The organism is Sulfitobacter sp. W002, from assembly GCF_025142135.1.
Classification (GTDB): Bacteria; Pseudomonadota; Alphaproteobacteria; order Rhodobacterales; family Rhodobacteraceae; genus Sulfitobacter; species Sulfitobacter profundi.
Genome location: NZ_CP081126.1, coordinates 3,307,946 through 3,331,488, shown reverse-complemented (window position 1 = coordinate 3,331,488; position 23,543 = coordinate 3,307,946). Strand labels below are relative to the sequence as shown.

Below are 23,543 nucleotides of genomic sequence, written 5' to 3'. Positions count from 1 at the left end.
ATAATATGGCATGTCGCACTTTAGCGTCACTTCGCTAAGACGCGACAGGTTAAGATGCGCGTGCGGTTGTTCCCGTAATTGAGTTGACCACCGAGCTGATCCCGCTCCGTGATTTGACAAGGTTGATCCCGACGCGGGGATCGGGCTCTCGGTTGTTGTCGGCGGATAGGCTGATGATCTTGGCCTCTGGATGCAGACGGATGATGTCCTCCAGCAAAGAGCGGGCATCGCCGTCAGGCAGGGACCAATCAAGGATCACCACATCAAGCTCTCCTTGGCCGATCAACTTCTGCGCTTGAGCGAGGTTGGTGACATTGGTCACCTCTGCCACGCTGTCCAATCCGGTGCGGATCACCTCCGCAAAGTCGATATCGTCTTCGATATGCAGCACGCGCAGCTTCCTGTCCCGCTCCCCGATTTCCGCGTCGGGCGCGGCGGGCGATTGCACGGTTTCGGCCTCGGCGATGGGGCAGGTGAACCAAAAGACGGTGACGCCCTTCGGGATGCTTTCAAATCCGATGGTGCCGCCCTGACGTTTGATGATCTGCCGGGTGATGTTGAGCCCCAGCCCGGTGCCGCCCTTGGCGCGGGTGTCGGACCCATCAGCCTGAGAGAACGCCTGAAAGATGCGCGGGCGGAAGTTTTCCGGCACGCCGGGGCCGGTGTTCTGGATAAAGACAATCGCTCGGTCCCCCAGCCGCTCGGCGCGAATTTGCACCTCACTCTCGGCATCGGAATATTTACAGGCGTTTGAGATCAGATTGGCCAGCACCTGCCGCGTGCGGCTTTCATCCACCCGAACCGTCAGCGGTTTGTCGGGCAGTTGCACGCCCAAGGTGTTGTTATGAGTGATCGCGAAGGGCGACATTTCGTTGACCGAGTCGTTGATCACCTTGTTCAGATCGACATCGTGGAAATCGAACTGCACCTCGCCCGACGAAATCTTTTCGAGGTCCAGAATATCGTTCACGATATGCGACAGCCGGTCGGCATTGCTGCGCGCGATGTCGATCAGCCGGATATGCGCCGGGAGGAAGCGGCTGTTGTCCGTGGTGTCGATCAGACCCAAGGCCCCTTTGATCGAGGTCAGCGGCGTGCGCAGCTCATGGCTGACGGTCGAGACGAACTCGCTCTTGATCTGCTCAAGCTTCTTTTGGTCGGTGATGTCGTTGATCTGAACGATAAAGACATAGCCGCGCGTGTTCTTGTCAAAGGTCCACGAGACGTTGAACAGGCCCCAGCGTTCATAGCCCAGCTTATGGGTGATGCGGTATTCGGCCTGATAGTTCTGTGAACTGCGCGAATCGACGAGCCCGCGCACCTCACCATAGAGCTTTTGCAAATCGCCCTCGGGCATCAGATCGCCCAGTTTGGTATTCGACAGAAGTTCCTCTTCGCTATAGCCGCAGAGGGTGCAAAGCGCGCTGTTGACGCTATTGAACACGCCCCCTTCGCCCAGGATCGCCATGCCGACTGGGGCCGCTGCCAGCACCTGCCGAAACCGCCGCTCGCTGGTTTCAAGCGCATTGCGGGCATGGACGATGTCGGTCACATCGGTTTGGGTGCCGACCATCCGCAAGGCAGTGCCGTTTTCATCGCGTTCGGTGACCACCGCGTCCGAGCGCATCCAGCGCCATTCCCCGGTGCCAATCTTGAGCCGGTATTCGGTGACGGAACGTTGTTGCTGGCCTGAGATGCAGGCCTGATCGGTCTGGGTCAGCAGCGGCAGGTCTTCGGTATGGACCCGCTTGAGGAATTCCGCCTGCGGATCGGTCAGCCGCTCGAAATCGGCCATCCCCAGAATGCGCCGCCATGTGTCGGACACCTCGGATTTCCCGGTGCGCAGGTCGATGTCAAAAACGCCGATTTGCGCGCCTTCGAGGGCGAGGTCATAGAGCGCTTTGTTCTTCGCCAGTTCATCCTGCACCGCAAGTTCCGAGGTCAGATCGCGCACGATGGCCGTCACGCGCCGCTCGCCGGTGTAGGTGGTCCAGCTGTTGCGTTGTAGATCAAGCTTCAGGTCTTGGCCAAAGCAGGTCTTGCCTGCCGCGTTGACCTGCTCGTGGTCATGGTCTTCGATCAAATCGGTGACGAGATTGCGGAAATCCATCCCCTTGAGCGCCTCATGCCCATAGCCAAAGCAGACCAGCGCCGCTTGGTTGGCGAAAAGCACGCGGTCCTCGCTGTCGAGCAGGAATACAGGCGTCACAGCGTTATCGATGACGGCGCGGTTTTCCTCTTCATGGGCGTCGATCTGGCGTTCGCGCAGCACGGCAAGCTCGCTTAGGGCCGCGCTGCGCTGGCGCAGGCTGCGGAAGGAGACGAAGAAAAGGATCGCCAGCAATATGCCGGAAATCAACAGGATCTCCGGCACGGCGCTGTGCGTTGCCCTGTCGAAACTGATCGTGCTGACATGGACCACGGTCCAAGGGCGCCCAAAGCGTTCGATCGTTTGGGTAATGCTGTGATGCCCGCTTTCGACACCTTCGGGCGTGCTGTCGAAAATCCGGTTCTCCGGGGCGGTGGTCAGCCCATCGAAGACTTTGATATTATAGGCCTCCCCCTGAGCCGGGGTCAGCGCGTTCAGCAGGTTTGCACCGACAAAGGGCGCATAGACCCAACCGATAAAGCCTGCCGTATCCTGCGCCGGACGGTTGCCGGCGGCATAGACTGGACGCAGCAACAGAAAACCGGGCTGACGGGATTTGTCCTGCACCAGCAGAATGCGCGGTGTCAGTTGCGGCTCTCTGGTCTCGCGGGCCCGCAGGGCCGCGCGGCGGCGGTCCTCGTTAAAGCTGATATCAAGGCCCACGGCCTCTGCATTCGGCCCTTGGGGGTAGATATATTGGATCACCATCTTCTCGGCGTTGCCGGTGTTGGGGTGGATCCGGAAATCTTCTATCCCGAGGGCGGTTACCTCTTCGATGAAATCCTCTTCGGTCCCTCGGGCGACCGGGGCGACAAAGCCGATGCCGTTGATGCCGGGCAGGAAGGTGTCAATCTCCAGCGTATCGACGTAATGCGCGAAATCGCTGGCGGTCACTTCGTCAGAGGCGTTCATAAAGGCGGCGATGCCGTTGAGGCTTTGCAAATAGGTGTGCATCCGCGCGTCGAGGCTTTGCAGGCTTTCCTCGGCGATCCGGTCAAAGGCCCTTTCGGTGGCGAGATCATTGCTGCGATTGCTATAAAGAAACACCCCAAAGGTGATGGCGAGACATCCGAGAAACAGTATAAATTCGGGTCGCCGCACTCATCATAGCCCTTAGTTCTGGCCACCAGAAGGCAGCGAAATTTCAACCCCAAGGCAAAACCTAACGCATCGGGGCAATATATCCAGTTCGGCCATATTCACCTAAGGGTCGAAAAAATCAACAAACGGATGCGCTGCGCGGGCAAAGCGCGAGGAATGTGGCTTTGCGGCAAATGCCGCGGTGGGCGGGCGACTTACGGCAGGGATTGTGACCTGTCGCCGGGCGCTCTACCAATAACGCGCCGGGGAGGCGGGCCAGAATATCGGGAGAGATCACCATGAATGACGAGACACAGCTAGAGGGTCGCTATGACTATATCATTGTCGGAGCTGGCACCGCGGGCTGTGTTTTGGCCAACCGTCTCAGCGCTGATCCAGCCAATAACGTCCTGCTGCTCGAGGCCGGGGGGGATGACAACTACCACTGGGTCAAGGTGCCGGTGGGGTATCTTTATTGCATCGGCAATCCGCGCACTGATTGGATGATGAAAACCGCGCCCGAGCCGGGGTTGAACGGGCGCTCTCTGACCTACCCGCGCGGCAAGGTGCTGGGCGGCTGTAGCTCTATCAACGGCATGATCTATATGCGCGGGCAGGCGGCGGACTATGACCATTGGCGGCAGCTTGGCAACACCGGGTGGAGCTGGGACGACGTGCTGCCCTATTTCCTCAAGTCCGAGGATCACCACGCGGGCGGCAATGACATGCACAGCGCCGGAGGCGAGTGGAAGGTCAGCAAACAGCGCCTGCGGTGGGACATTCTGGAGGCCGTGCAGGAGGGCGCGCGGGAGTTCGGGATCGAACCGCGTGCCGATTTTAACGATGGCGACAACGAAGGCTCGGGCTTTTTTGAGGTGAACCAACATGGCGGTGTGCGCTGGAACACGGCGCGCGGTTTCCTGCGTCCCGCGATGCAGCGGCCCAACCTGCGGGTGATGACCCATGCCCATACCAATGGGCTGATCCTTGAAGGCAAGCGCGTGACCGGCGTGCGCTTTACCCACGAAGGCCGCGCCCTGCGGGCTTTGGCCGAGGGCGAAGTGCTGTTGTCGGCGGGGGCAATCAACTCACCCAAGATCCTCGAACTTTCGGGCATCGGGCAGAGCGAGCTTTTGAGCGGCATGGGCATCACCACGCTGCATGAACTGCCCGGTGTGGGGGAGAACCTTCAGGACCATTTGCAGATCCGCACCGTTTATAAAGTGCAAAACACCAAAACGCTCAACACGATGACCCATTCGCTTTGGGGGAAGGGGCGCATGGGGCTGGAATATCTCATGCGGCGCAGCGGCCCCTTGGCGATGGCGCCCAGCCAATTCGGCATGTTCACCAAGTCCGATCCGGCGCTTGAGACGCCCGATCTGGAATACCACGTGCAGCCCCTGTCGACCGACAAGCTGGGCGATCCGCTGCACCCGTTCCCGGCGATCACTGTCTCGGTCTGTAACCTGCGGCCCGAGAGTATCGGCTCTTGCCATCTGACCAGCCGCGACAGCGCGGTGCAGCCCGACATCCGTCTGAAATATCTTTCCGCCGAGAGCGACAAGCGCGTCGCGGTCGCGGCCATGAAACAGGCGCGACACATCATGACGGCCAAGGCACTGCACCCCTATCAGCCCGAGGAAATTCTGCCCGGCCCTGCTGTGCAGAGCGATGAAGACCTGCTCGACAAGGCGCGCGATATTGCCACGACGATCTTTCACCCCGTTGGCACCTGCAAGATGGGTAGTGATCCGATGGCGGTGGTCGATGCCGATCTGCGGGTGCACGGGCTGCAGGGGCTCAGGGTGGTGGATGCCTCGATCATGCCCAAGATCGTCTCGGGCAACACGGCATCGCCCACGGTGATGATCGCCGAAAAGGCGGCTGACGCCATTCTGGCGGGGCGGTAGGGGATGCTAACCACGCGGCTGACCAAACGGCTGGGGATCAGCCATCCGATCATCCAAGCGCCCATGGCCTTTGCGGCGGGCGGGCGGCTGGCGGCTGCGGTCTCAGGCGCGGGGGGCTTGGGCATGATCGGCGGTGCTTACGATTCCGGCGAATGGATCGCTGAGCAGCAAGAACTGGCGGGCAACCAATCGGTCGGCTGCGGCTTTATCACTTGGAAACTGCGGGAGCATCCGCAGGCGTTGGAGCAGGTACTTGCCCGCGACCCGGCGGCGGTCTTTCTTTCGTTCGGCGATCCGGCAGAGTTCGTCCCCGCGATCCAAGCGGCCAAAGCGCCGCTGATCTGTCAGGTGCAAACCCTGCGCGATGCCGCCCATGCGATTGATCTGGGGGCCGAAATCATCGTCGCCCAAGGGGCCGAAGCCGGTGGCCACGGCGAAAAACGCGCGACCTTTACCCTTGTGCCCGAAATTGCCGATCACATCGCCCGCCAAGCGCCTGAGGTGCTGCTTTGTGCGGCGGGCGGTGTAGCCGATGGGCGCGGGTTGGCTGCAGCGCTGATGCTCGGGGCCGATGGGGTGGTCGTCGGCTCGCGGTTCTGGGCCTCGGAAGAGGCGCTGGTGCATCCCGCGATGCTAAAGGCCGCGATCAAGGCCAGTGGCGATGACACGCTGCGCAGCACCGTGACCGACATCATGCGCGGCTATGACTGGCCCAAACGCTACACGGGCCGCGTGCTGCGTAATGAGTTCACCGACCGCTGGCATGATGACCCTGACGGGCTGCGCGCCGCGCTGGCGCAGGAGTTGCCACGTTGGCAGGCGGCGGTGGCAGAGGGCGACGCCCGCACCGCCAACGCCTTTGTCGGAGAGGTCGCAGGGTTGATCGGCGCGGTCAGTCCCGCCGCCGATATCCTGCGCGATATTGTCCAAGGGGCCGAAGTGGCCTTAGGCCAGACCTTTACCCGGTGACGCGGCCGGGCAAAGCCCGATCAGCCGTGATCTTCGACCTCTTCCCGGCCCGGCACATGTTCGCGGGCGGGGGCGGTCTCCCAATTCTCGATCACCTCCATCGCCTCATCCGCGCTTTCGACAAAGCGGAACAGGTCGAGGTCTTCGGCAGAGATCGTTCCGGCATCGGCCAGCGCGTCCCAATTGATGATCTTCTCCCAGAACTCGCGGCCAAACAACAAGAAGGGCACGCGGTTCATGCGGCCTGTTTGGATCAGCGTCAGCGCCTCAAAGAGTTCGTCCATCGTGCCGAAACCACCGGGGAAGACACAGATCGCGCGGGCGCGCATCAGGAAATGCATCTTGCGGATCGCGAAATAGTGGAAGTTAAAGCAAAGCTCCGGCGTGACATATTCGTTGGGCGCCTGCTCAAACGGCAGCACGATGTTGAGGCCGATGGAATGGCCACCCGCGTCCAGTGCGCCACGGTTGCCTGCCTCCATCACACCCGGCCCGCCGCCGGTGACGATGACGTTCTCCACGCCGCCGGTCTCCATCGATTTTTCGGTCATCAGCCGGGCAAAGGTGCGCGTCTCGTCATAAAACCGCGACAGATCGGCCAACGTTTTAGTGCGGGCGGTGTGTTTCTCAGCTGGTGCAGGAATGCGTGCGCCGCCAAAGAGCACGATGGTCGATTGGATGCCGTGGGCATCGAGCAGCAGTTCGGGCTTGAGCAATTCCAGTTGCAGGCGCACCGGGCGCAGCTCATCGCGGCACATGAAGTCGTCGTCGGTAAAGGCCAGACGGTAGGCGGGCGCACGGGTTTGCGGCGTGTCGGGGGCGTCTTGGGCCTTGGCGCGGTCAACATTGGCGCGGCGCAGGGGGTGGCGGTGTTCCTCGGTCATCCTCGGGTCTTTCCTTGGTCTAGGGCTTGGCTCAGGTGGCGCGATGGCCGCTCAGGTCAACATGCATTGTTGATCACAGAATGACCACGCCCCTCATCGCCCGGCAATTGCACCCTTGGCGGTGCAAGGCTATAGCCCTCAAAAGGCCTTTTCATCATTCGGAGACTTGCCCCATGTCCAACGCCCAACTTGAAACCGCCATCGAAGCCGCTTGGGATACCCGCGACCAGATCACATCCGCCACCACCGGAGAGACCCGCGACGCCATCGAAGAGACGCTGAACGCGCTCGACAGCGGCAAGCTGCGCGTGGCGGAAAAGCAGGATGATGGTCAGTGGCATGTCAATCAGTGGGCCAAAAAGGCCGTGCTGCTCGGCTTCCGCATCAAGGATATGGAACATCAAGAAGGCGGCCCGCAGGGCGCTGGCTGGTGGGACAAGGTCGACAGCAAGTTCAAAGGCTGGGGCGATGCCGAGTGGAAAGAGGCCGGCTTCCGCGCCGTGCCGAACTGCGTCGTGCGCCGCTCGGCCTATATCGCGCCGGGTGTGGTGTTGATGCCGTCTTTCGTCAACATCGGCGCCTATGTCGACAGCGGCACCATGGTTGATACATGGGCCACCGTCGGCTCCTGCGCGCAGATCGGCAAGAACGTGCACCTCTCGGGCGGCGTCGGCATTGGCGGCGTGTTGGAACCGATGCAGGCAGGCCCGACTATCATCGAAGACAACTGCTTTATCGGGGCGCGGTCGGAAGTCGTCGAAGGCTGCATCGTGCGCGAAGGTTCGGTGCTGGGCATGGGTGTCTTCATCGGCCAGTCGACCAAGATCGTTGACCGCGAAACCGGTGAGATCATGTATGGCGAAGTGCCCGCAGGGTCGGTTGTCGTCGCAGGCACCATGCCATCAAAGAACAACGTGAACCTCTACTGCGCCGTGATCGTGAAACGGGTGGACGCCAAGACCCGCTCCAAAACCTCGATCAACGAGCTGCTGCGCGACTGAGGGAACCAAATGCCCTGCCATTGCGTTGAGACCTGAATTCAAAGGAGATTAACGACATGACGGGTATCGGTTGGTTTGCCGCAATCATCGTGGGTGGCCTTGCAGGCTGGATCGCAGAAAAAATCATGAAATCGGACATGGGTTTGATCATGAACATCATCCTCGGCATCGTTGGTGCCTTGGTCGCGAACTGGCTCTTGATGCTGATCGTTGGCAGCACGCTGGGCGGTTGGTTCGGTCAGTTGGTGGTCGGCATCATCGGTGCCTGCTTGCTGATCTGGGTCACACGGTTGGTCCGCGGCAGGACCTAACGGCGAGGGGCGCGGCCCCTTTCCAAATCTGAGCGAAAAGGTTAGGGCTGCCGAAAGCAATCGGCGGCCCTAATCATGTCTGAACCCAAGAAAACCAAGAAACCTTCGCGCCAGCAGGTCTTTACCCTTTTGGTTCAGATCGGCCGCAAGGATGGCGATGGCCTGCCCGACAAGGCCACCGGGGCCGCGCTGATGTGTTTCGCCTCTGGTATCGACGAGGCCGAAGCCGTGCGAGAGACCGTGGCGATCCTCAAACAGGCCGACACCAACCCGCTGGACGTGACCGGCTATGGCACGCTGGAAGAGCGCGAGGCCGAGGGCCAAGAGATCGACGGCGAAGAGCGTGAGTTGATGCAGCGCGCACTAGAGGAAAACTCGGTCATCGTCGCCCAAATGACCCCGTTTTTCGACTGACCACGGCCCCACACAGGGAATTGCAGTGCGCCCCCTTGGCATCGGCGCGATTTGCCCACACAAGTTACCGGACAAGCGATAACCCCTGAAAAGGAGCCGATATGTCCGGTCTCGACCCTGTTGATCTCACCGCAAAACTGGTGCGCTGCGCCTCTGTCACCCCCGTCAACGACGGTGCGCTGGAAGTGCTGGAAGAGGTGCTGGGCGCGGCGGGGTTTGACTGTACCCGCGTGGACCGGGGCGGCATTTGCAACCTTTTTGCCCGCTGGGGCAACAAGGGCAACACCAAGTCTTTCGGCTTTAACGGTCACACCGATGTGGTCCCCATCGGGGATGAGGCCGATTGGTCGATGCCCCCCTTCGGAGCCGAGATCAAAGACGGCACCATGTATGGCCGCGGCACCACCGACATGAAATCCGGCGTGGCGGCCTTTGTCGCGGCGGCGGTTGATTTTGTGAAGGACACACCGCCCGATGGCGCCATCGTGCTGGCGATCACCGGGGACGAAGAGGGCGACGCGCTCGACGGGACAACAGCGCTTTTGGACTACATGGCCGAAAACGGCGAACGGATGGATGTCTGCCTTGTGGGGGAGCCGACTTGCCCCGAAACCATGGGCGACATGATTAAGATCGGGCGGCGCGGGTCGATGAACGCGCATTTCAAGGTGACGGGCAAACAAGGCCACGCGGCCTATCCGCACCGCGCCAACAACCCGCTTCCCGCGATGATGCGGCTGATGGACCGTTTGGACAGCCATGAGTTGGATCAGGGCAGCGATCATTTCGATCCATCCACGCTGGCGGTTGTCACGGTCGACACCGGCAACAAAGCCACCAACGTGATCCCGGCGCAGTGCCGCGGCGCGGTGAATATCCGGTTCAACGACCACCATTCAGGCGCAAGCCTCAGCGATTGGCTGCGCGGCGAAGCGGACAAAATCGCCGAGGAATTCGGCCTACAGGTGGAGGTGGAGATCAAGATCTCCGGCGAGAGCTTTATCACCCCGCCGGGCGCTCTGTCCGATCTGGTTTCGGGCGCGGTCGAGGCGGAGACTGGGGTGAAGCCGGAACTCTCGACCACCGGCGGCACCTCGGACGCGCGTTTTGTCAAAGCGCATTGCCCGGTGGTCGAGTTCGGTTTGGTCGGCCAGTCCATGCACCAAGTCGATGAACATGTGCGGGTCGAACATATCGAACAGCTCAAATCCATCTACACCCGCGTGCTGCGGAATTATTTCACGTGAAACCAACGCTCATCGTTATGGTAAAAGAGCCGCATCCCGGTCGGGTGAAAACCCGGCTGGGACGCGACATTGGCATGGTCGGCGCGGCGTGGTGGTTTCGCCATCAGACGCGCCGTCTGCTGCGCCGCATCGAAGACCCGCGCTGGCAGGTGGTGCTGGCTGTCGCGCCGGATATCGAAGGGCTGCAAAGCCGGGTTTGGCCCGCGCATTTGCCCCGCTGGCCGCAGGGCAGGGGCAATCTGGGCGATCGCATGGCACGGATGCTGCGCGCAGCACCCGGCCCGGCCTGTGTGATCGGGGCGGATATTCCGGGCATCAACCGCAAGGAACTTGCGCGGGCCTTTGCCGCGCTTGGCGAACATGACGCGGTCTTTGGCCCCGCGCCCGATGGGGGCTACTGGCTGGTGGGGTTGAAACACCCCCGCCGCGCACCGCCTAGCCTGTTCGACGCTGTACGCTGGTCCGGCCCGCACGCGCTGGCCGACAGCCGCGCGACCCTGCCGGGCTACCGCATCGCCGAAGTCTCAACCCTGCGCGACGTGGACGAAATTCACGATTTGCCATGACGACAGGGGGGCTGCGTGCTACCTGCTGAGGTATGAGCAAGATACCCAGCAAATCCGAGATCCTCGACTGGATCGAACAGAACCCCACGCTGACCGCCAAGCGCGACATCGCCAAAGCCTTTGGCATCAAAGGCGCCGCGCGGATCGATCTCAAGCGCGTGCTGAAAGAGCTAGAGGCCGAAGGCCATCTGGAAAAGCGCAAGCGCAGCTATCAGGATCCGGATCGCTTGCCGCCTGTGTCGGTGCTGCTGGTCACCGGGCCGGACAAGGATGGTGATCTGTTTGCCAAGCCGATGGAATGGCATGGCGAGGGGAAAGAGCCCGTCGTGCTACTGATCCCGCGCGACAGTGATCCCGCCCTTGGCGAAGGCGACCGCATTCTGGCACGGCTGACGCTGGTGAAAGGCGAAGACCACCATTATGAGGCGCGGCTGATCCGCCGCATTGGCAGCAATCCGAAAAAGGTGTTGGGCATCTTCCGCAAGGCTGCCGAGGGCGGGCGGATCGTGCCGATCGACAAGGGCGCTGACCGTGAATGGCGCGTCGGGGCGGACCATACCCACGGGGCCAAAGACGGTGAGCTGGTCGAAGCCGAGCAGGCCGGGCCAAAGGGGCGCATGGGCTCCCCCCGTGCGCGTATTGTCGAGCGGTTGGGCGACCCGTCAGAGCCGCGCGCGGTGTCGCTTATCGCGATCCACCAGCATGGCATTCCCGATGATTTCCCCGATAAGGTGGTCGAACAGGCCGATGCCGCCAAACCGCAGGGCCTTAAGGGCCGCGAAGACCTGCGTGACCTGCCGCTGGTCACCATCGACCCGTCCGATGCACGCGACCATGATGACGCCTGCTATGCCCATGCGGATGAGGACCCCAAGAACGAAGGCGGTCATGTCGTCTGGGTCGCCATCGCGGATGTGGCGGCCTATGTCACGCCCGGTTCAGCGCTGGATATCGAGGCGCGCAAACGGGGCAACTCGACCTATTTCCCCGACCGCGTTGTGCCGATGCTGCCGGATCGCCTGTCGGGCGATCTGTGCTCATTGCACGAAGGTGTCCCGCGCGCCTGTATCGCCGTGCGTATGGTGCTGGATGCCAAGGGCAACAAGATCGGCCATACGTTCCATCGCGGGCTGATGCGCTCGCCTGCATCCTTGCATTACGAAGAGGTGCAGGGCGCCATTGACGGCAACCCCAACGACCGCACCGGCCCGCTGTTGGAGCCTGTGCTGAAACCGCTTTATGCCGCCTACGCCGCGCTGAAAACCGCGCGGGCCGAGCGGCAACCGCTGGAGTTGGACCTGCCAGAGCGCCGGATTGAGTTGGGTGACGACGGCAAGGTGAAATCGGTCAATTTCCGCGAACGGCTCGACGCGCATAAGCTGATTGAAGAGTTCATGGTGCTGGCCAATGTCGCCGCCGCCGAAACGCTGATCAAGAAGAAGACACCGCTGCTGTTCCGCATTCACGAGGAACCCTCTCCGGAGAAGTTGGAATCATTGCGCGAAACGGCGCAGGCGGCAGGCTTTACGCTGGCTAAGGGGCAGGTTTTGCAGACCGCGCATCTTAACCGCCTGCTGGATCAGGCGGCGGGGACGAATGATGCGGAGCTGATCAACCTCAGCACCCTGCGGTCGATGACGCAGGCCTATTACGGGCCCGCGCATATCGGGCACTTTGGCCTCGCCCTGCGGTCTTATGCGCATTTTACCTCTCCGATCCGGCGCTATGCCGACCTGATTGTGCACCGTGCGCTAATCACGGCGCATGGCTGGGGCAAGGACGGTTTGACCCCGGAAGAGATCGAAGGGCTGGAACAGACCGGCGCGCATATCTCGGACACCGAGCGGCGCTCAATGGTGGCAGAGCGCGACACGACTGACCGCTACCTCGCCGCCTTCTTGTCAGAGCGTGTGGGCAATGAGTTCACCGGTCGGATCAGCGGCATCGCCCGGTTCGGGGCCTTCGTGAAGCTGGACGAGACTGGAGCGGATGGGCTGGTGCCGATGCGGTCTTTGGGGCGCGAGTACTTTCACCATGATCCAGAGGCGCAGACGCTGATGGGGTCCGATACCGGCATGATCATCGGCATCGGCCAACGGGTGACCGTACGGCTGGCCGAGGCGGTGCCCGTCACCGGGGGCATCGCACTGGAACTGCTTGAGATCGAAGATAAAAAGGTCAAGCAGGGTGGGAGTGGCAGCCGAAGCCCCGCGGGCCGCAATCCGCGCGGCAAGGCTGTGAAAGCCAAGCGCAAGAAGGACAAGATCAAGCGCAAAGTGACCCGCACCCGCCGCTGAGGCGGCAAACAGGCGGAGCTTCGCGGATGGTCGCGCCCCTCCCTTTCCACCGGGGCGGGGCGGGCATAGGATTTGTCGCAACTCTATGAGGTGAGGCGATTATGATCCGGCACTACGCAATGATTTCAGGCATTCTTGCGACCGCAGGCATGGGGGCTCCGGCCTTTGGGTCTGGTCCTGCTGAATCCACGCGGCCCGCGCCGCGCACGTCACAGGCCGTGGTTGTTTCCGCCACCCCGGCAGAGCAAGCCACCCCAGAGGCCGCCGGCGATGAGGCCGGGTTGCGCGCTTGGGTAACGGAATTCCGGCCCCGCGCCCTGCAGCAGGGCATCGACCCGGATGTCTTTGACCGCGCGCTGGATACGGTGCTCTATGATACCGAGGTGATCCGCCGCGACCGCAACCAGTCGGAGTTTACCAAAACGATCTGGGATTACCTCGACACCGCGACCTCGGACCTGCGGGTGCAGAACGGGCAGAAGGCGTTGGCCCAGTGGGAGCGCACGCTGGAAGATATCGAAATCAAATACGGCGTGGAGAAAGAGATCGTCACCGCGATCTGGGGGCTTGAGAGCGCCTACGGCAGTTTCCGGGGCGGCGACAGCGTGCTGAATTCGCTGACCACTCTCGCCTATGACGCGCGGCGGGCGGAGTTTTTCGAGGGCGAACTGCTGGACGCTCTGCGTATTTTGCAGGCGGGCGATACCGATGCAGAGCAGTTGCGCGGCTCTTGGGCGGGCGCGATGGGGCATACGCAGTTCATGCCGTCGTCCTTCCACGCCCATGCCGTCGATTGGGACGGTGACGGGCGGCGGGACATTTGGGGCGACAACCCCAGCGATGCGTTGGCCTCTACCGCGGCATATCTCAAGCATTTCGGCTGGACGACGGGCCAGCCTTGGGGGGTCGAAGTGGCGCTGCCCGAGGGGTTCGACTATCTGCTGGCCGACCGGGAGGTGACCAAGACCCCGGCGGAATGGGCCGACCTTGGCGTGACCGCGTTGAATGGCGACACGGTGGCGGATCACGGGCCTGCGTCGATCTTGCTGCCCGCAGGCGCGCAGGGCGCGGCCTTTATGATCTTCCCGAATTTCGCGGTGATCGAGCGCTATAACACGGCGGATGCCTATGTCATCGGGGTGGGCCATCTGGCCGACCGGATCGGTGGCGCCGGGGAGATAAAGCAAGAGTGGCCCCGCGAGGACCGCGCGCTGAGCTTTGATGAGCGGATCGAATTGCAGACCCTGCTGACGAAGGCGGGTTTTGACACGCAAAAGATCGACGCCAAGATCGGGCCGCTGACCGTCAATGCCGTGCGCAGCTATCAAAAGGCCGAGGGGATCGCGCCCGATGGCTATGCCTCCCCCCGGCTGCTGGCCCGACTGCGCGCCGAGTGAGGGGCCGCCCCCGATTGGGGGCAGCCCGATATTTTAGGACGCAGCTTTGAGCATGTCCTTGTCTTTCAGATCGGCATAGGTCGCATCCAGTGCCTTGGTTGCCCGTTCGGCGAAGATTTTGATCTCTTCGGGCGTGATGACCAGCGGCGGAGAGATGATCATCCGGTCGCCGACATGGCGCATTACCAGATTATTGGCAAAGCAATGCTCCCGGCAGGTGTAGCCAGCGACGCCCCCATCCGCGAATTGCGCACGGCTTTCCTTATCCGGCGTCAGCGGCAGAGACGCCATCAGGCCAGAGACGTTGACCCCGCCAACCAGCGGATGCTCTCCCAGCTTATCCAGCGCCTCTTTCAGCGCGGGGGCGGCGACGTCTCGCACATGGTCGACGATGTTCTCTTCTTGCATGATGCGCAGGTTTTCCAGCGCCACGGCGGCACAGACCGGGTGACCGGAATAGGTGTAGCCGTGGTTGAATTCGCAGGCGTTGATGACCTCGGCCACTTCGTCACACACAATCGACCCGCCAATCGGCGCGTAGCCCGAGCTGAGCCCCTTGGCGATGGTCATGATATGCGGCTTGATCCCCATAGTTTGCGAGCCGAACCAGTTGCCTGTCCGGCCAAAGCCACAGATCACCTCGTCCGCGATCAGCAGAATGTCGTGCTTTTCACAAATGCGCTGGATTTCAGGCCAGTAAGTGCTGGGCGGAATGACAACCCCGCCGGCGCCCTGCACGGGTTCGGCAATGAAGGCGGCAACCTTGTCCGCGCCTAGTTCGACGATCTTCGCGTCAAGCTCCTGCGCCCGTTTCAGGCCGAAGTCCTCGGGCGACATATCCCCGCCCTCGGCATACCAATCGGGCTGGCCGATGTGATGGATGCCGGGGATCGGCAGGCCGCCTTGCTCATGCATATAGGTCATGCCGCCCAGACTGGCCGACCCGACGGAGGAGCCGTGATAAGCGTTCTTGCGGCTGATGATGTGGCTCTTCTCTGGCTTGCCCTTTTGCGCCCAATAGGTGCGGACCATGCGCAGGTTGGTGTCGTTCGCCTCTGATCCGGACCCGGCGAAAAAGACATGGTTCAAATCACCGGGGGCGAGGTCGGCCAGTTCCTTGGCCAGCGCGATGGCGGGCACATGGGTCGTTTGGAAGAAGGTGTTGTAATAGGGCAGTTCGTTCATCTGCCGTGCGGCGACCCTGCCCATCTCTTCGCGGCCATAGCCAAGGTTCACACACCACAGCCCCGCCATCGCATCGAGGATTTCATTCCCCTCGCTGTCGGTCAAATAGATGCCCTTGGCCCGTGTGATGATGCGCGCGCCCTTGTCGCCCAAATCATCATTGGTGGTGAAAGGATGCATATGATGCGCCGCATCAAGCGCCTGAAGGTCCGCGGTGGGGAGGTGATTCGTAATGGGCGGCATGTCTGTGCACCTTCTATCTGCGTGAAAAATAAGCTTCGCTGCAGAATATGATCAAATTATAGCATGTCAATCGAATCAACGCGGAATGGGCAACCCATCAAGGGCGGCGCGGATTTGGGTCATTCCTTGTGCAACATCGCCTGTCATGACCTCACCCGCCAATGCGGCGTCGCCCTCGGCAAAAGCCGCGAGAAGTTCTGCGTGTTTGTCGGGCAGATTGCTGGTGCCATAGCGCCCGCAAACCACGCGAAGCGAGGGGCCGAAACGCAGCCACAACCGGTCCACCGTGGCGGCCATGATGGGCGCTTCGGCAAGGTCGTAGATCATCCTGTGAAAGCTGTAGTTCTGCATCAGATAGCCACCGACATCGCCCCGATCTATGGCAAGGTTCAGCGCGCTGTCGCAATCATGCAGAGCGTTCAAACGGCCGTCTGTCATGCGATTTGCGGCGCGTTTGGTCAGTTCCGGCTCTAGCGTTTCACGCATGAATCCTAGCTCTTCCAGCCCGGCGTGGGTCAGCTCTGGCACGGTGACACGGCGGTTGCCCAAATGGGTCAGCGCCCCTTCGGATATCAGGCGTCGGATGGCCTCGCGCACGGGCGTCATGCCCGCATCTAACGCGGCGGTCAGACCTTGGATCGTAACCCCCTGTCCGGGGGCCAAATCGCCAAAGAGAATCATCTTGCGCAGACGTTCGTAAACATGCTGATGGATTGGTGTCTTGACCGCCGCATCGGCGGCGGGAAGCAGTCTCGGATCGGTCTTTTCTGAACCCATGGGAGCGGTCTTTCCGTCTTGTTTCGCCGTGTGTTGCAGCATTTCATTCTGCATGAAAGCATAAACCATCTTGCCCGAGGAGGCAAAACTTGATCAAATTGACGAAAGGTGGGGATCAACCCGACCTGTCTAACGGGAGTATGAAATGAAACATGTGCTACTAAGCAGCGTCGCCGTCGCCACCTTGACGGCAGGTGCCGCCACTGCCGAAACGGTCCGCGTCTACAACTGGTCGGACTATATCGACGAATCCCTGCTGGATAAATTCGAAGAAGAGACCGGCATCGAACTGGTCTATGACGTGTTCGACAGCAACGAAGTGCTAGAGACCAAAATGCTGGCCGGTGGGTCGGGCTATGACGTGGTTGTCCCCTCGGGCACCTTCCTGCAGCGCCAGATCACTGCCGGTGCATTTCAGCCGCTGGACGCCTCCAAGCTGCCCAACCTTGAAAATATGTGGGATGTGGTTTCCTCGCGGACCGAACAATATGATCCCGACAACGCGCATTCGATCAACTACATGTGGGGCACCACAGGCATCGGCGTAAACCTCGGCAAAGTCAAAGAGGCTTTGGGCGAAGACGCCCCGGTTGATTCCTGGGATCTGGTTTTCGACCCTGCCAATATGGAGAAACTGGCCGATTGCGGCGTGCATTTTCTTGATGCCCCGGCCGAGATGATCCCGGCGGCGCTGAACTACATCGGCGAAGACCCCAACAGCCATGACCCCGATGTGATCGCAAAGGCGGAGGAGGTCTTCATGCCGGTCCGCCCCCACATCCAAAAATTCCACTCCTCGGAATATATCAATGCTTTGGCCAACGGTGATGTCTGCGTCGCAGTCGGCTGGTCCGGCGATATTCTACAGGCCCGCGACCGCGCGGCCGAAGCTGACAACGGCGTTGAGATCGCTTATAACGCCCCCTCCGAAGGGGCGCAGATGTGGTTCGACCAGATGGCCATCCCGGTCGACGCGCCGAACCCCGAGGGCGCGCATAAGTTCCTGAACTTCATCATGGACGCCGAGAATATGGCGGCAGCGTCGAACTACGTGTACTACGCGAACGGCAACAAGGCCTCGCAAGAGCATTTGGTCGAGGATGTGATCGGCGACCCGGCGATCTACCCTTCCGAAGCGGCGCTGGACAACCTGTTCACCACCACACCCTACCCGCCGAAAGTGCAGCGCGTGGTGACCCGGCTCTGGACCAAGATTAAGTCTGGTACCTGATCTGAGACAGGGGGTGCGGCCAGTCTGGTCGCGCCCCTTTTTCTTGCCCCGCGACCCGATCAAAGCCCGAGCAAAGCCCGATCAAAGGATGCCTCAACCGTGAGCCCAACCGTCTTCGCCCCCTGGAACGACCCCGACGAAAAACCGCTCATTCGCTTTAAGAATGTAACCAAGAAATTCGGTGAATTCGTCGCCATCGACGACCTGTCTTTGGACATTTATGCGCAGGAATTCTTTGCTCTGCTGGGCCCGTCGGGTTGCGGCAAGACGACGATGATGCGGATGCTGGCGGGGTTTGAAAACCCAACCTCCGGGCAGATCGAACTGGCCGGGCAAGACATCGGCCCGGTGCCGCCGAACAAACGGGCGGTGAACATGATGTTCCAGTCCTATGCGCTGTTCCCGCATCTCAGCATCTGGGACAACATCGCCTTTGGTCTGCGCCGCGACAAAATGGACAAGGACGCGATTGCGGCCCGTGTGGCCGAGATGCTGAAACTGACCCGGCTAGAGAAATTCGCCCGCCGTAAACCGCATCAGATCTCCGGCGGCCAACGGCAGCGCGTTGCACTGGCCCGGTCGCTGGCAAAAGCGCCGAAGCTCTTGCTCTTGGATGAACCCTTGGGCGCGCTCGATAAAAAGCTGCGCCAAGACACCCAGTTCGAGCTGATGGATATTCAAGAATCCACCGGCACCACTTTTGTCATCGTGACCCACGACCAAGAAGAGGCGATGACCGTCGCCTCCCGCGTGGCGGTGATGGACGAGGGGCGCGTCATTCAGGTGGCCACCCCGGCTGAAATCTATGAGGCACCGAATTCCGTCTACGTGGCCGACTTCATCGGCGACGTGAACATCATCGAAGCCAGCACCAAGGCCATTGGCCAAGACCAATATCATCTGAACTGGATCGACGGGCAGCCGCCGCTGACCGCGACCTCTGCCGTGCCGTTCAGCGAGGGGCAGCAGGCCCATCTGGCGATCCGACCTGAGAAAATTCGTATCTCGACCGACCGGCCCGAGGATGCGCCCAATGCGCTACAGGGCAAAGTGCTCGACATCGCGTATTTGGGCAACCTCTCTACCTATCACGTCGAACTGCCCGGCGGGCAGGTGATCAAGGCGCAGACCGCTAACACCCGGCGCATCGCGCGGCGTGACATCACTTGGGAAGACCCTGTTTGGATTTCATGGAGCGCCACCGCAGGCGTCTTGTTGGCGCAATGAATATGCGTCGCTTCGCCCTGATCGCGGTCCCCTATTTCTGGCTGCTGGCGCTGTTTTTGGTGCCTTTCCTGATTGTTTTCAAAATCTCCTTGTCTGACACGGCGCTGGCGATTCCGCCCTACACGCCGACCATCAAGGATGGCATCGGCGCGCTGATCGCCCAATTGGATTTCGAGAATTTCACCTTCCTCGCCTCCGACGATCTGTATTGGAAAGCCTACCTTAGTTCGCTGCGCATCGCTGTGGTCTCGACCGTCTTTACGCTGTTGGTCGGTTATCCTATCGCCTACGGCATGGCCCGCGCCCCCGAAGAGTGGCGCGCCACATTGATGATGTTGGTGATCTTACCCTTCTGGACCTCCTTCCTGATCCGCGTCTATGCGTGGATGGGCATTCTCAGCAACGAAGGGCTCCTGAATCAATTGCTGATGGGGTTGGGTCTAACGGCAGAGCCTTTACAGATCCTTAATACCAATACGGCAGTCTATATCGGCATCGTTTATACCTATCTGCCGTTCATGATCTTGCCGATTTACGCTGCGCTGGACCGTCTGGATGAATCGCTAAACGAGGCGGCTGAGGATTTGGGCTGTTCGCGGTTGCAAGCCTTCTGGCTGGTGACGATTCCGTTGTCGCGCAATGGCATCGTGGCGGGCAGTTTTCTGGTCTTCATCCCCGCCTTGGGCGAATTCGTGATCCCCTCGCTGCTGGGCGGGTCGGGCACGCTGATGATCGGCAAAGTGCTTTGGGAAGAGTTCTTTAACAACCGCGACTGGCCGGTGGCGAGCGCCGTTGCCGTGATCTTGCTGCTGATCCTGATCATCCCGATCATCCTGTTCCAGCGCAACCAGCAGAAACAGGCGGAGGCCGAACAATGAAGCGGATGACATGGTTCAACGTGACCTCGCTGACGCTGGGGTTTGCCTTTCTTTACCTGCCGATGATCATTCTGGTGATCTACAGCTTCAACGCCTCAAAACTGGTGACGGTCTGGGCCGGTTTTTCGACCCGCTGGTATAGCGAGTTGCTGCAAAACGAAGCCTTCTTGAACGCCGCTTGGGTCACAATCAAGGTCGCGGTGATTTCATCGTCAATCGCCACGGTGCTGGGCACGATGGCCGCCTATGTGCTGGTGCGCGGCGGGCGGTTCATGGGGCGAACGCTGTTTTCCGGCATGATCTATGCGCCGCTGGTGATGCCTGAAGTGATCACCGGTCTGTCGCTGCTTTTGCTGTTCATCGGCATCGGGCTGGACCGCGGCGTGCTCACTATCGTGCTGGCGCATACGACCTTTTCGATGTGCTACGTCTCGGTCGTTGTGTCTTCGCGGCTGGTGTCTTTCGATCGCTCGTTGGAGGAGGCCGCGCTCGATCTCGGCTCGTCCCCTTGGGAGGCATTTCGTCTGGTCACCCTGCCGATCATCGCGCCTGCGGTGATCTCGGGCTGGCTCTTGGCCTTCACGCTGAGCCTTGATGATTTGGTGATCGCCTCCTTCACCGCCGGGCCGTCGGCGACGACGCTGCCGATCAAAATCTTCAGCGCCGTGCGTTTGGGCGTCTCGCCTGAGATCAACGCGCTGTCGACGATCATGATCGCCATCGTCACCGTGGGGGTCATCACCGCGTCGTTGGTCAGCAAACGCTCCAGCCTACGTGCGCAAGAGGAGGCCCGTGCGGCGGAACGGCCCGCCTCATGAGGCGCATCTACGCGGATTTCGCCTATTCCGAGGCACCGCGCGCGGACTGCTGGTGGGATGAAACCTGCGCCGCGCCGGACCGGCCGGCGCAGCAGGGCGACGGGCAGGTCGACGTGGTGATCATCGGCGGCGGGTTCACCGGTCTCAACGCGGCGCTGCATCTGGCGCAAGCCGGGGTAGGGGCCACGGTGCTGGAGGCCGAGCGTGTGGGCTTTGGCGCATCTGGCCGCAACGGGGGCTTTTGCTGTTTGGGCGGCGGGATGCTCGACGATGCGGCGCTCGACCGCAAATTCGGGCGGCAAGAGCGGCTCGGCTGGCGGCAGGCCGAGAGGGCAGCGATCCGGCAGGTGGAGGATTTCATCACCACCCGCGATGTCGACGTAGACCGTCATTCCCAAGGCGAAACCCAGCTTGCCCACCGCCCCCGCGATTTCGATGAGATGCGCGGCAAGCTGGATTATTACGCAGAGAATTACGGCGTCACGGCACGGCTGACCGAAAAGGCCGATTTGGCCGCAGAGGGGCTAAACGCGGGCTTCGAAGGTGCGATCACCGTGCCGATTGGATTTGGCCTGAACCCCCGCAAATATGTGACCGCCCTAGCACAGGCCGCCGAAGACGCGGGTGCCACGATCTATCACAACAGCCCAGCCCTCAACGTGACCCGGCGTAATGGTACATTCGATGTCACCACCCCCAAGGGCCGCATCTGCGCCGAGCGGGTGATCATCGCCACCAACGGCTATTCATCCGACGACCTGCCGCCATGGCTTGCCGCGCGTTACATGCCAACGCAGTCCAGCGTGATCGTGACCCGCCCAATGACCGAGGCAGAGTTGTCTGCCCAAGGCTGGACCAGCCGACAGGCCTGCTATGACAGCCGCCACCTGCTTCATTACTTCCGGCTGATGCCTGACAATCGCATGTTGTTCGGTGTGCGCGGCGGTCTGCTGTCTAACCCGGCGTCCGAGGCGCGCGCCCTGCGCCGCGCGCGGGCAGATTTCGAGGCGATGTTCCCCGCGTGGCGCGATGTAGAGACACCGCATGGATGGTCCGGAATGGTCTGTATCGCCCGCAACCGCATGCCCTTTGTGGGCGAGGTGCCGGATCAGCCGGGCATGTTCGCGGGGCTGTGCTATCATGGAAATGGCGTGGCGATGGCCAGCTATTCCGGTGCGCTTTTGGCTGATCTGGTACGCGGCAAGACGCCAGAGCGGCCCTATCCAGCCCCCATGCGCGCCCCGCTAGCACGGTTCGAGTTGGGCCGCTTTCGCCGGGCGGTCATGCCTTTTGCCTATGCGGGGTTCGCGCTGTCGGATCGTTGACGGCGCTCAATCCTGCTCCGACGCTGCACGCTCTTTCGCCAGCATGATCTGCCGCTGACGCTCGCGGAACCGCTCTTTGTCGGCGTCCGATGTCTCCTCCGCGCACTGATGACAGGACACGCCAGCCTCATAGGCGGGGTGTGTCGTATCGTCAGGCAGGATCGGACGGCGGCACCCGTGGCAGAGCATATGCGGCCCTTCGCGCAGCCCATGGCCGACGCTCACGCGGTTGTCGAAGACAAAGCAATCGCCTTCCCACGTGCTTTCTTGTTCAGGCACCTCTTCAAGGTATTTCAGGATGCCGCCCTTAAGGTGAAAGACATCTTCAACCCCCTGACCGATCAGATAGTTGGTCGACTTTTCGCAACGGATGCCGCCGGTGCAGAACATCGCGATCTTCTTGTTGTGGAAGCGGTCTTTGTTCGCCTCCCACCACTCGGGGAATTCGCCGAAGCTTTCGGTCTGCGGGTCGACCGCCCCTTCAAAGGTGCCGATGGCCACTTCGTAATTGTTGCGCGTGTCGATCACCGCCACATCGGGAGAGCGGATCAAGTCGTTCCATTCTTTGGGGTCGACGTAATGCCCAACCTTGGCGCGCGGATCGACATCGGGCTGGCCCATCGTCACGATCTCGCGTTTGATCCGCACCTTCATCTTGCCAAAAGGCGGCTTGTCGCTGGTGGCCTCTTTCCACTCCAGATCGGCGCAGCCGGGCAGGGCGCGCAGATGGGCGATCACCGCGTCGATCCCGGCACGCGGCCCGGCGATGGTGCCGTTCACCCCTTCGGGGGCCAACAGCAGCGTGCCCATGACCGATTGCGCCTCGCAAAGCGCCAAAAGCGCGGGTTTGAGCGCGGCGGGATCGTCGAAGCGGGTGAAGTGATATAGGGCGGCGATGGTATACATGAGCGTCAAATAAGCGCTTCGGCGGCAAAGCTCAATCCGGCGCGTGCCATTGACCTACCCCATCCGCAGCCCTACCCCTTTTGGTAAGGAGAATGCCCATGACCCATGCCCTGATCGTGATCGACGTTCAAAATGATTTCTGCCCCGGCGGCGCGCTGGAAGTGCCGCAAGGCGATGAGATTCTGCGCGGCATCAACGCGCTGATGCCCGAGTTTGACGCCGTGGTCCTGACGCAGGACTGGCATCCGGCCGGGCATTCGTCTTTTGCCTCATCGCATAAGAACAACGGGCCTTACGAGGTCATCAACATGCCCTACGGCGCGCAGGTACTTTGGCCCGATCACTGCATCCAAGGCAGCATTGGCGCGCAGTTCCACCCCGAGCTGCAAACCGACCGCGCCGATCTGATCATCCGCAAGGGCTATAACCCCGAGATCGACAGCTATTCAGCGTTTTTCGAGAATGACCACCGCACGCCCACGGGGCTCGAAGGCTACCTGCGCACACGCGGGATCGAGCGGCTGACCATGGTGGGGCTGGCGCTAGATTTCTGCGTAAACTTCTCGGCTGTGGACGCGGCAAAACTTGGGTTCAAGGTCGATGTGCGCGAAGACCTGTGCCGCGCCATTGATCTGGATGGATCGCTTGCCAAAGCCCGCGAAGGCATGCGCGCGGCGGGGGTGACGCTGGCCTAATCCGCCGCTTTCCCCTTGCCCATCTGCCCA

20 protein-coding genes are annotated in these 23,543 nt (G+C 61.3%); 15 read left to right on the top strand and 5 right to left on the bottom strand.

Annotated elements, in window-relative coordinates:
- Positions 1–49 precede the first annotated feature (49 nt).
- Positions 50–3,250 carry a CHASE domain-containing protein gene (locus K3758_RS16545; protein ID WP_259946613.1) on the bottom strand — a complete coding sequence of 1,067 codons (3,201 nt, stop codon included), beginning with the start codon at positions 3,248–3,250 and terminating at the stop codon, positions 50–52.
- Between the two features lie 278 nt (positions 3,251–3,528).
- On the opposite strand from K3758_RS16545, the gene K3758_RS16540 reads away from it, so the two are divergent.
- Together K3758_RS16540 and K3758_RS16535 are read left to right on the top strand one after the other, a co-directional pair.
- Positions 3,529–5,142, top strand: coding sequence for a GMC family oxidoreductase (locus tag K3758_RS16540; RefSeq protein ID WP_259946612.1), 1,614 nt, complete (start codon positions 3,529–3,531; stop codon positions 5,140–5,142).
- Positions 5,143–5,145: 3 nt separating this feature from the next.
- Complete coding sequence (locus K3758_RS16535; protein ID WP_259946611.1) at positions 5,146–6,111, top strand: nitronate monooxygenase family protein; 966 nt, start codon at positions 5,146–5,148, stop codon at positions 6,109–6,111.
- Positions 6,112–6,131: 20 nt separating this feature from the next.
- On the opposite strand, the gene K3758_RS16530 is transcribed toward K3758_RS16535, so the two are convergent.
- A complete protein-coding gene (locus tag K3758_RS16530; RefSeq protein WP_067622333.1) occupies positions 6,132–6,995 on the bottom strand; it encodes an LOG family protein in 864 nt (287 codons plus the stop codon).
- A 173-nt stretch (positions 6,996–7,168) separates the two neighbouring features.
- Here K3758_RS16530 and dapD point away from each other — a divergent pair, with 173 nt between their 5' ends.
- The 7 genes from dapD to K3758_RS16495 all read left to right on the top strand — a co-directional run bounded on the left by dapD (position 7,169) and on the right by K3758_RS16495 (position 14,228).
- Positions 7,169–7,996 carry a 2,3,4,5-tetrahydropyridine-2,6-dicarboxylate N-succinyltransferase gene (gene dapD, locus K3758_RS16525; protein WP_067940927.1) on the top strand — a complete coding sequence of 276 codons (828 nt, stop codon included), beginning with the start codon at positions 7,169–7,171 and terminating at the stop codon, positions 7,994–7,996.
- Positions 7,997–8,052: 56 nt separating this feature from the next.
- Positions 8,053–8,307: a GlsB/YeaQ/YmgE family stress response membrane protein gene (locus K3758_RS16520; protein ID WP_259946609.1), complete on the top strand. Its 255-nt coding sequence runs from the start codon at positions 8,053–8,055 to the stop codon at positions 8,305–8,307.
- Positions 8,308–8,382: 75 nt separating this feature from the next.
- Positions 8,383–8,721, top strand: coding sequence for a hypothetical protein (locus K3758_RS16515; RefSeq protein ID WP_067622327.1), 339 nt, complete (start codon positions 8,383–8,385; stop codon positions 8,719–8,721).
- A 101-nt stretch (positions 8,722–8,822) separates the two neighbouring features.
- Positions 8,823–9,968, top strand: a complete 1,146-nt coding sequence (dapE, locus tag K3758_RS16510; protein ID WP_259946607.1) for a succinyl-diaminopimelate desuccinylase — start codon at positions 8,823–8,825, stop codon at positions 9,966–9,968.
- Positions 9,965–10,534: a TIGR04282 family arsenosugar biosynthesis glycosyltransferase gene (locus K3758_RS16505; RefSeq protein ID WP_259946606.1), complete on the top strand. Its 570-nt coding sequence runs from the start codon at positions 9,965–9,967 to the stop codon at positions 10,532–10,534. Before dapE ends, K3758_RS16505 begins: the two co-directional genes overlap by 4 nt.
- 32 nt (positions 10,535–10,566) lie before the next feature.
- Entirely contained in the window at positions 10,567–12,831 is a 2,265-nt protein-coding gene (rnr, locus tag K3758_RS16500; RefSeq protein ID WP_259946605.1) for a ribonuclease R, read from the top strand.
- A 101-nt stretch (positions 12,832–12,932) separates the two neighbouring features.
- Positions 12,933–14,228 (top strand): lytic murein transglycosylase, encoded by a 1,296-nt coding sequence (locus K3758_RS16495; RefSeq protein WP_259946604.1) that lies wholly within the window; start codon positions 12,933–12,935, stop codon positions 14,226–14,228.
- Between the two features lie 33 nt (positions 14,229–14,261).
- Here the strand turns inward: K3758_RS16495 and K3758_RS16490 are convergent, their stop codons facing one another.
- Positions 14,262–15,656 carry an aspartate aminotransferase family protein gene (locus tag K3758_RS16490; RefSeq protein ID WP_259946603.1) on the bottom strand — a complete coding sequence of 465 codons (1,395 nt, stop codon included), beginning with the start codon at positions 15,654–15,656 and terminating at the stop codon, positions 14,262–14,264.
- 75 nt (positions 15,657–15,731) lie between these two features.
- Complete coding sequence (locus tag K3758_RS16485; RefSeq protein ID WP_259946602.1) at positions 15,732–16,433, bottom strand: GntR family transcriptional regulator; 702 nt, start codon at positions 16,431–16,433, stop codon at positions 15,732–15,734.
- 145 nt (positions 16,434–16,578) lie between these two features.
- Between K3758_RS16485 and K3758_RS16480 the strand changes: the two genes are divergently transcribed.
- The 5 genes from K3758_RS16480 (at position 16,579) to K3758_RS16460 (ending at position 21,912) form a co-directional block, all read left to right on the top strand.
- Positions 16,579–17,664 carry a polyamine ABC transporter substrate-binding protein gene (locus tag K3758_RS16480; RefSeq protein WP_259946601.1) on the top strand — a complete coding sequence of 362 codons (1,086 nt, stop codon included), beginning with the start codon at positions 16,579–16,581 and terminating at the stop codon, positions 17,662–17,664.
- 99 nt (positions 17,665–17,763) lie between these two features.
- Positions 17,764–18,891, top strand: a complete 1,128-nt coding sequence (locus K3758_RS16475; protein ID WP_120352054.1) for an ABC transporter ATP-binding protein — start codon at positions 17,764–17,766, stop codon at positions 18,889–18,891.
- A 2-nt stretch (positions 18,892–18,893) separates the two neighbouring features.
- The gene (locus K3758_RS16470; protein ID WP_120352053.1) at positions 18,894–19,769 is read left to right on the top strand and encodes an ABC transporter permease subunit; all 876 of its coding nucleotides are present in this window, start codon (positions 18,894–18,896) and stop codon (positions 19,767–19,769) included.
- Positions 19,766–20,587, top strand: coding sequence for an ABC transporter permease (locus K3758_RS16465; protein WP_120352052.1), 822 nt, complete (start codon positions 19,766–19,768; stop codon positions 20,585–20,587). Before K3758_RS16470 ends, K3758_RS16465 begins: the two co-directional genes overlap by 4 nt.
- Positions 20,584–21,912 carry an FAD-binding oxidoreductase gene (locus K3758_RS16460; RefSeq protein WP_259946600.1) on the top strand — a complete coding sequence of 443 codons (1,329 nt, stop codon included), beginning with the start codon at positions 20,584–20,586 and terminating at the stop codon, positions 21,910–21,912. Before K3758_RS16465 ends, K3758_RS16460 begins: the two co-directional genes overlap by 4 nt.
- Before the next feature lie 6 nt (positions 21,913–21,918).
- Here the strand turns inward: K3758_RS16460 and K3758_RS16455 are convergent, their stop codons facing one another.
- Complete coding sequence (locus tag K3758_RS16455) at positions 21,919–22,818, bottom strand: rhodanese-related sulfurtransferase (RefSeq protein WP_259950134.1); 900 nt, start codon at positions 22,816–22,818, stop codon at positions 21,919–21,921.
- 98 nt (positions 22,819–22,916) lie between these two features.
- Here K3758_RS16455 and pncA point away from each other — a divergent pair, with 98 nt between their 5' ends.
- Entirely contained in the window at positions 22,917–23,513 is a 597-nt protein-coding gene (pncA, locus tag K3758_RS16450; protein WP_259946599.1) for a bifunctional nicotinamidase/pyrazinamidase, read from the top strand.
- Positions 23,514–23,543: the final 30 nt, after the last annotated feature.

What these genes read in the sequence shown, in the direction of transcription:
- K3758_RS16540 (WP_259946612.1), top strand. Translation starts at nt 3,529, where the DNA reads ATGAATGACGAGACACAGCTAGAGGGTCGCTATGACTATATCATTGTC.
- K3758_RS16535 (WP_259946611.1), top strand. Translation starts at nt 5,146, where the DNA reads ATGCTAACCACGCGGCTGACCAAACGGCTGGGGATCAGCCATCCGATC.
- K3758_RS16530 (WP_067622333.1), bottom strand. Translation starts at nt 6,995, where the DNA reads ATGACCGAGGAACACCGCCACCCCCTGCGCCGCGCCAATGTTGACCGC.
- dapD (WP_067940927.1), top strand. Translation starts at nt 7,169, where the DNA reads ATGTCCAACGCCCAACTTGAAACCGCCATCGAAGCCGCTTGGGATACC.
- K3758_RS16520 (WP_259946609.1), top strand. Translation starts at nt 8,053, where the DNA reads ATGACGGGTATCGGTTGGTTTGCCGCAATCATCGTGGGTGGCCTTGCA.
- K3758_RS16515 (WP_067622327.1), top strand. Translation starts at nt 8,383, where the DNA reads ATGTCTGAACCCAAGAAAACCAAGAAACCTTCGCGCCAGCAGGTCTTT.
- dapE (WP_259946607.1), top strand. Translation starts at nt 8,823, where the DNA reads ATGTCCGGTCTCGACCCTGTTGATCTCACCGCAAAACTGGTGCGCTGC.
- rnr (WP_259946605.1), top strand. Translation starts at nt 10,567, where the DNA reads ATGAGCAAGATACCCAGCAAATCCGAGATCCTCGACTGGATCGAACAG.
- K3758_RS16495 (WP_259946604.1), top strand. Translation starts at nt 12,933, where the DNA reads ATGATCCGGCACTACGCAATGATTTCAGGCATTCTTGCGACCGCAGGC.
- K3758_RS16490 (WP_259946603.1), bottom strand. Translation starts at nt 15,656, where the DNA reads ATGCCGCCCATTACGAATCACCTCCCCACCGCGGACCTTCAGGCGCTT.
- K3758_RS16485 (WP_259946602.1), bottom strand. Translation starts at nt 16,433, where the DNA reads ATGGGTTCAGAAAAGACCGATCCGAGACTGCTTCCCGCCGCCGATGCG.
- K3758_RS16480 (WP_259946601.1), top strand. Translation starts at nt 16,579, where the DNA reads ATGAAACATGTGCTACTAAGCAGCGTCGCCGTCGCCACCTTGACGGCA.
- K3758_RS16470 (WP_120352053.1), top strand. Translation starts at nt 18,894, where the DNA reads ATGCGTCGCTTCGCCCTGATCGCGGTCCCCTATTTCTGGCTGCTGGCG.
- K3758_RS16465 (WP_120352052.1), top strand. Translation starts at nt 19,766, where the DNA reads ATGAAGCGGATGACATGGTTCAACGTGACCTCGCTGACGCTGGGGTTT.
- K3758_RS16460 (WP_259946600.1), top strand. Translation starts at nt 20,584, where the DNA reads ATGAGGCGCATCTACGCGGATTTCGCCTATTCCGAGGCACCGCGCGCG.
- K3758_RS16455 (WP_259950134.1), bottom strand. Translation starts at nt 22,818, where the DNA reads ATGTATACCATCGCCGCCCTATATCACTTCACCCGCTTCGACGATCCC.
- pncA (WP_259946599.1), top strand. Translation starts at nt 22,917, where the DNA reads ATGACCCATGCCCTGATCGTGATCGACGTTCAAAATGATTTCTGCCCC.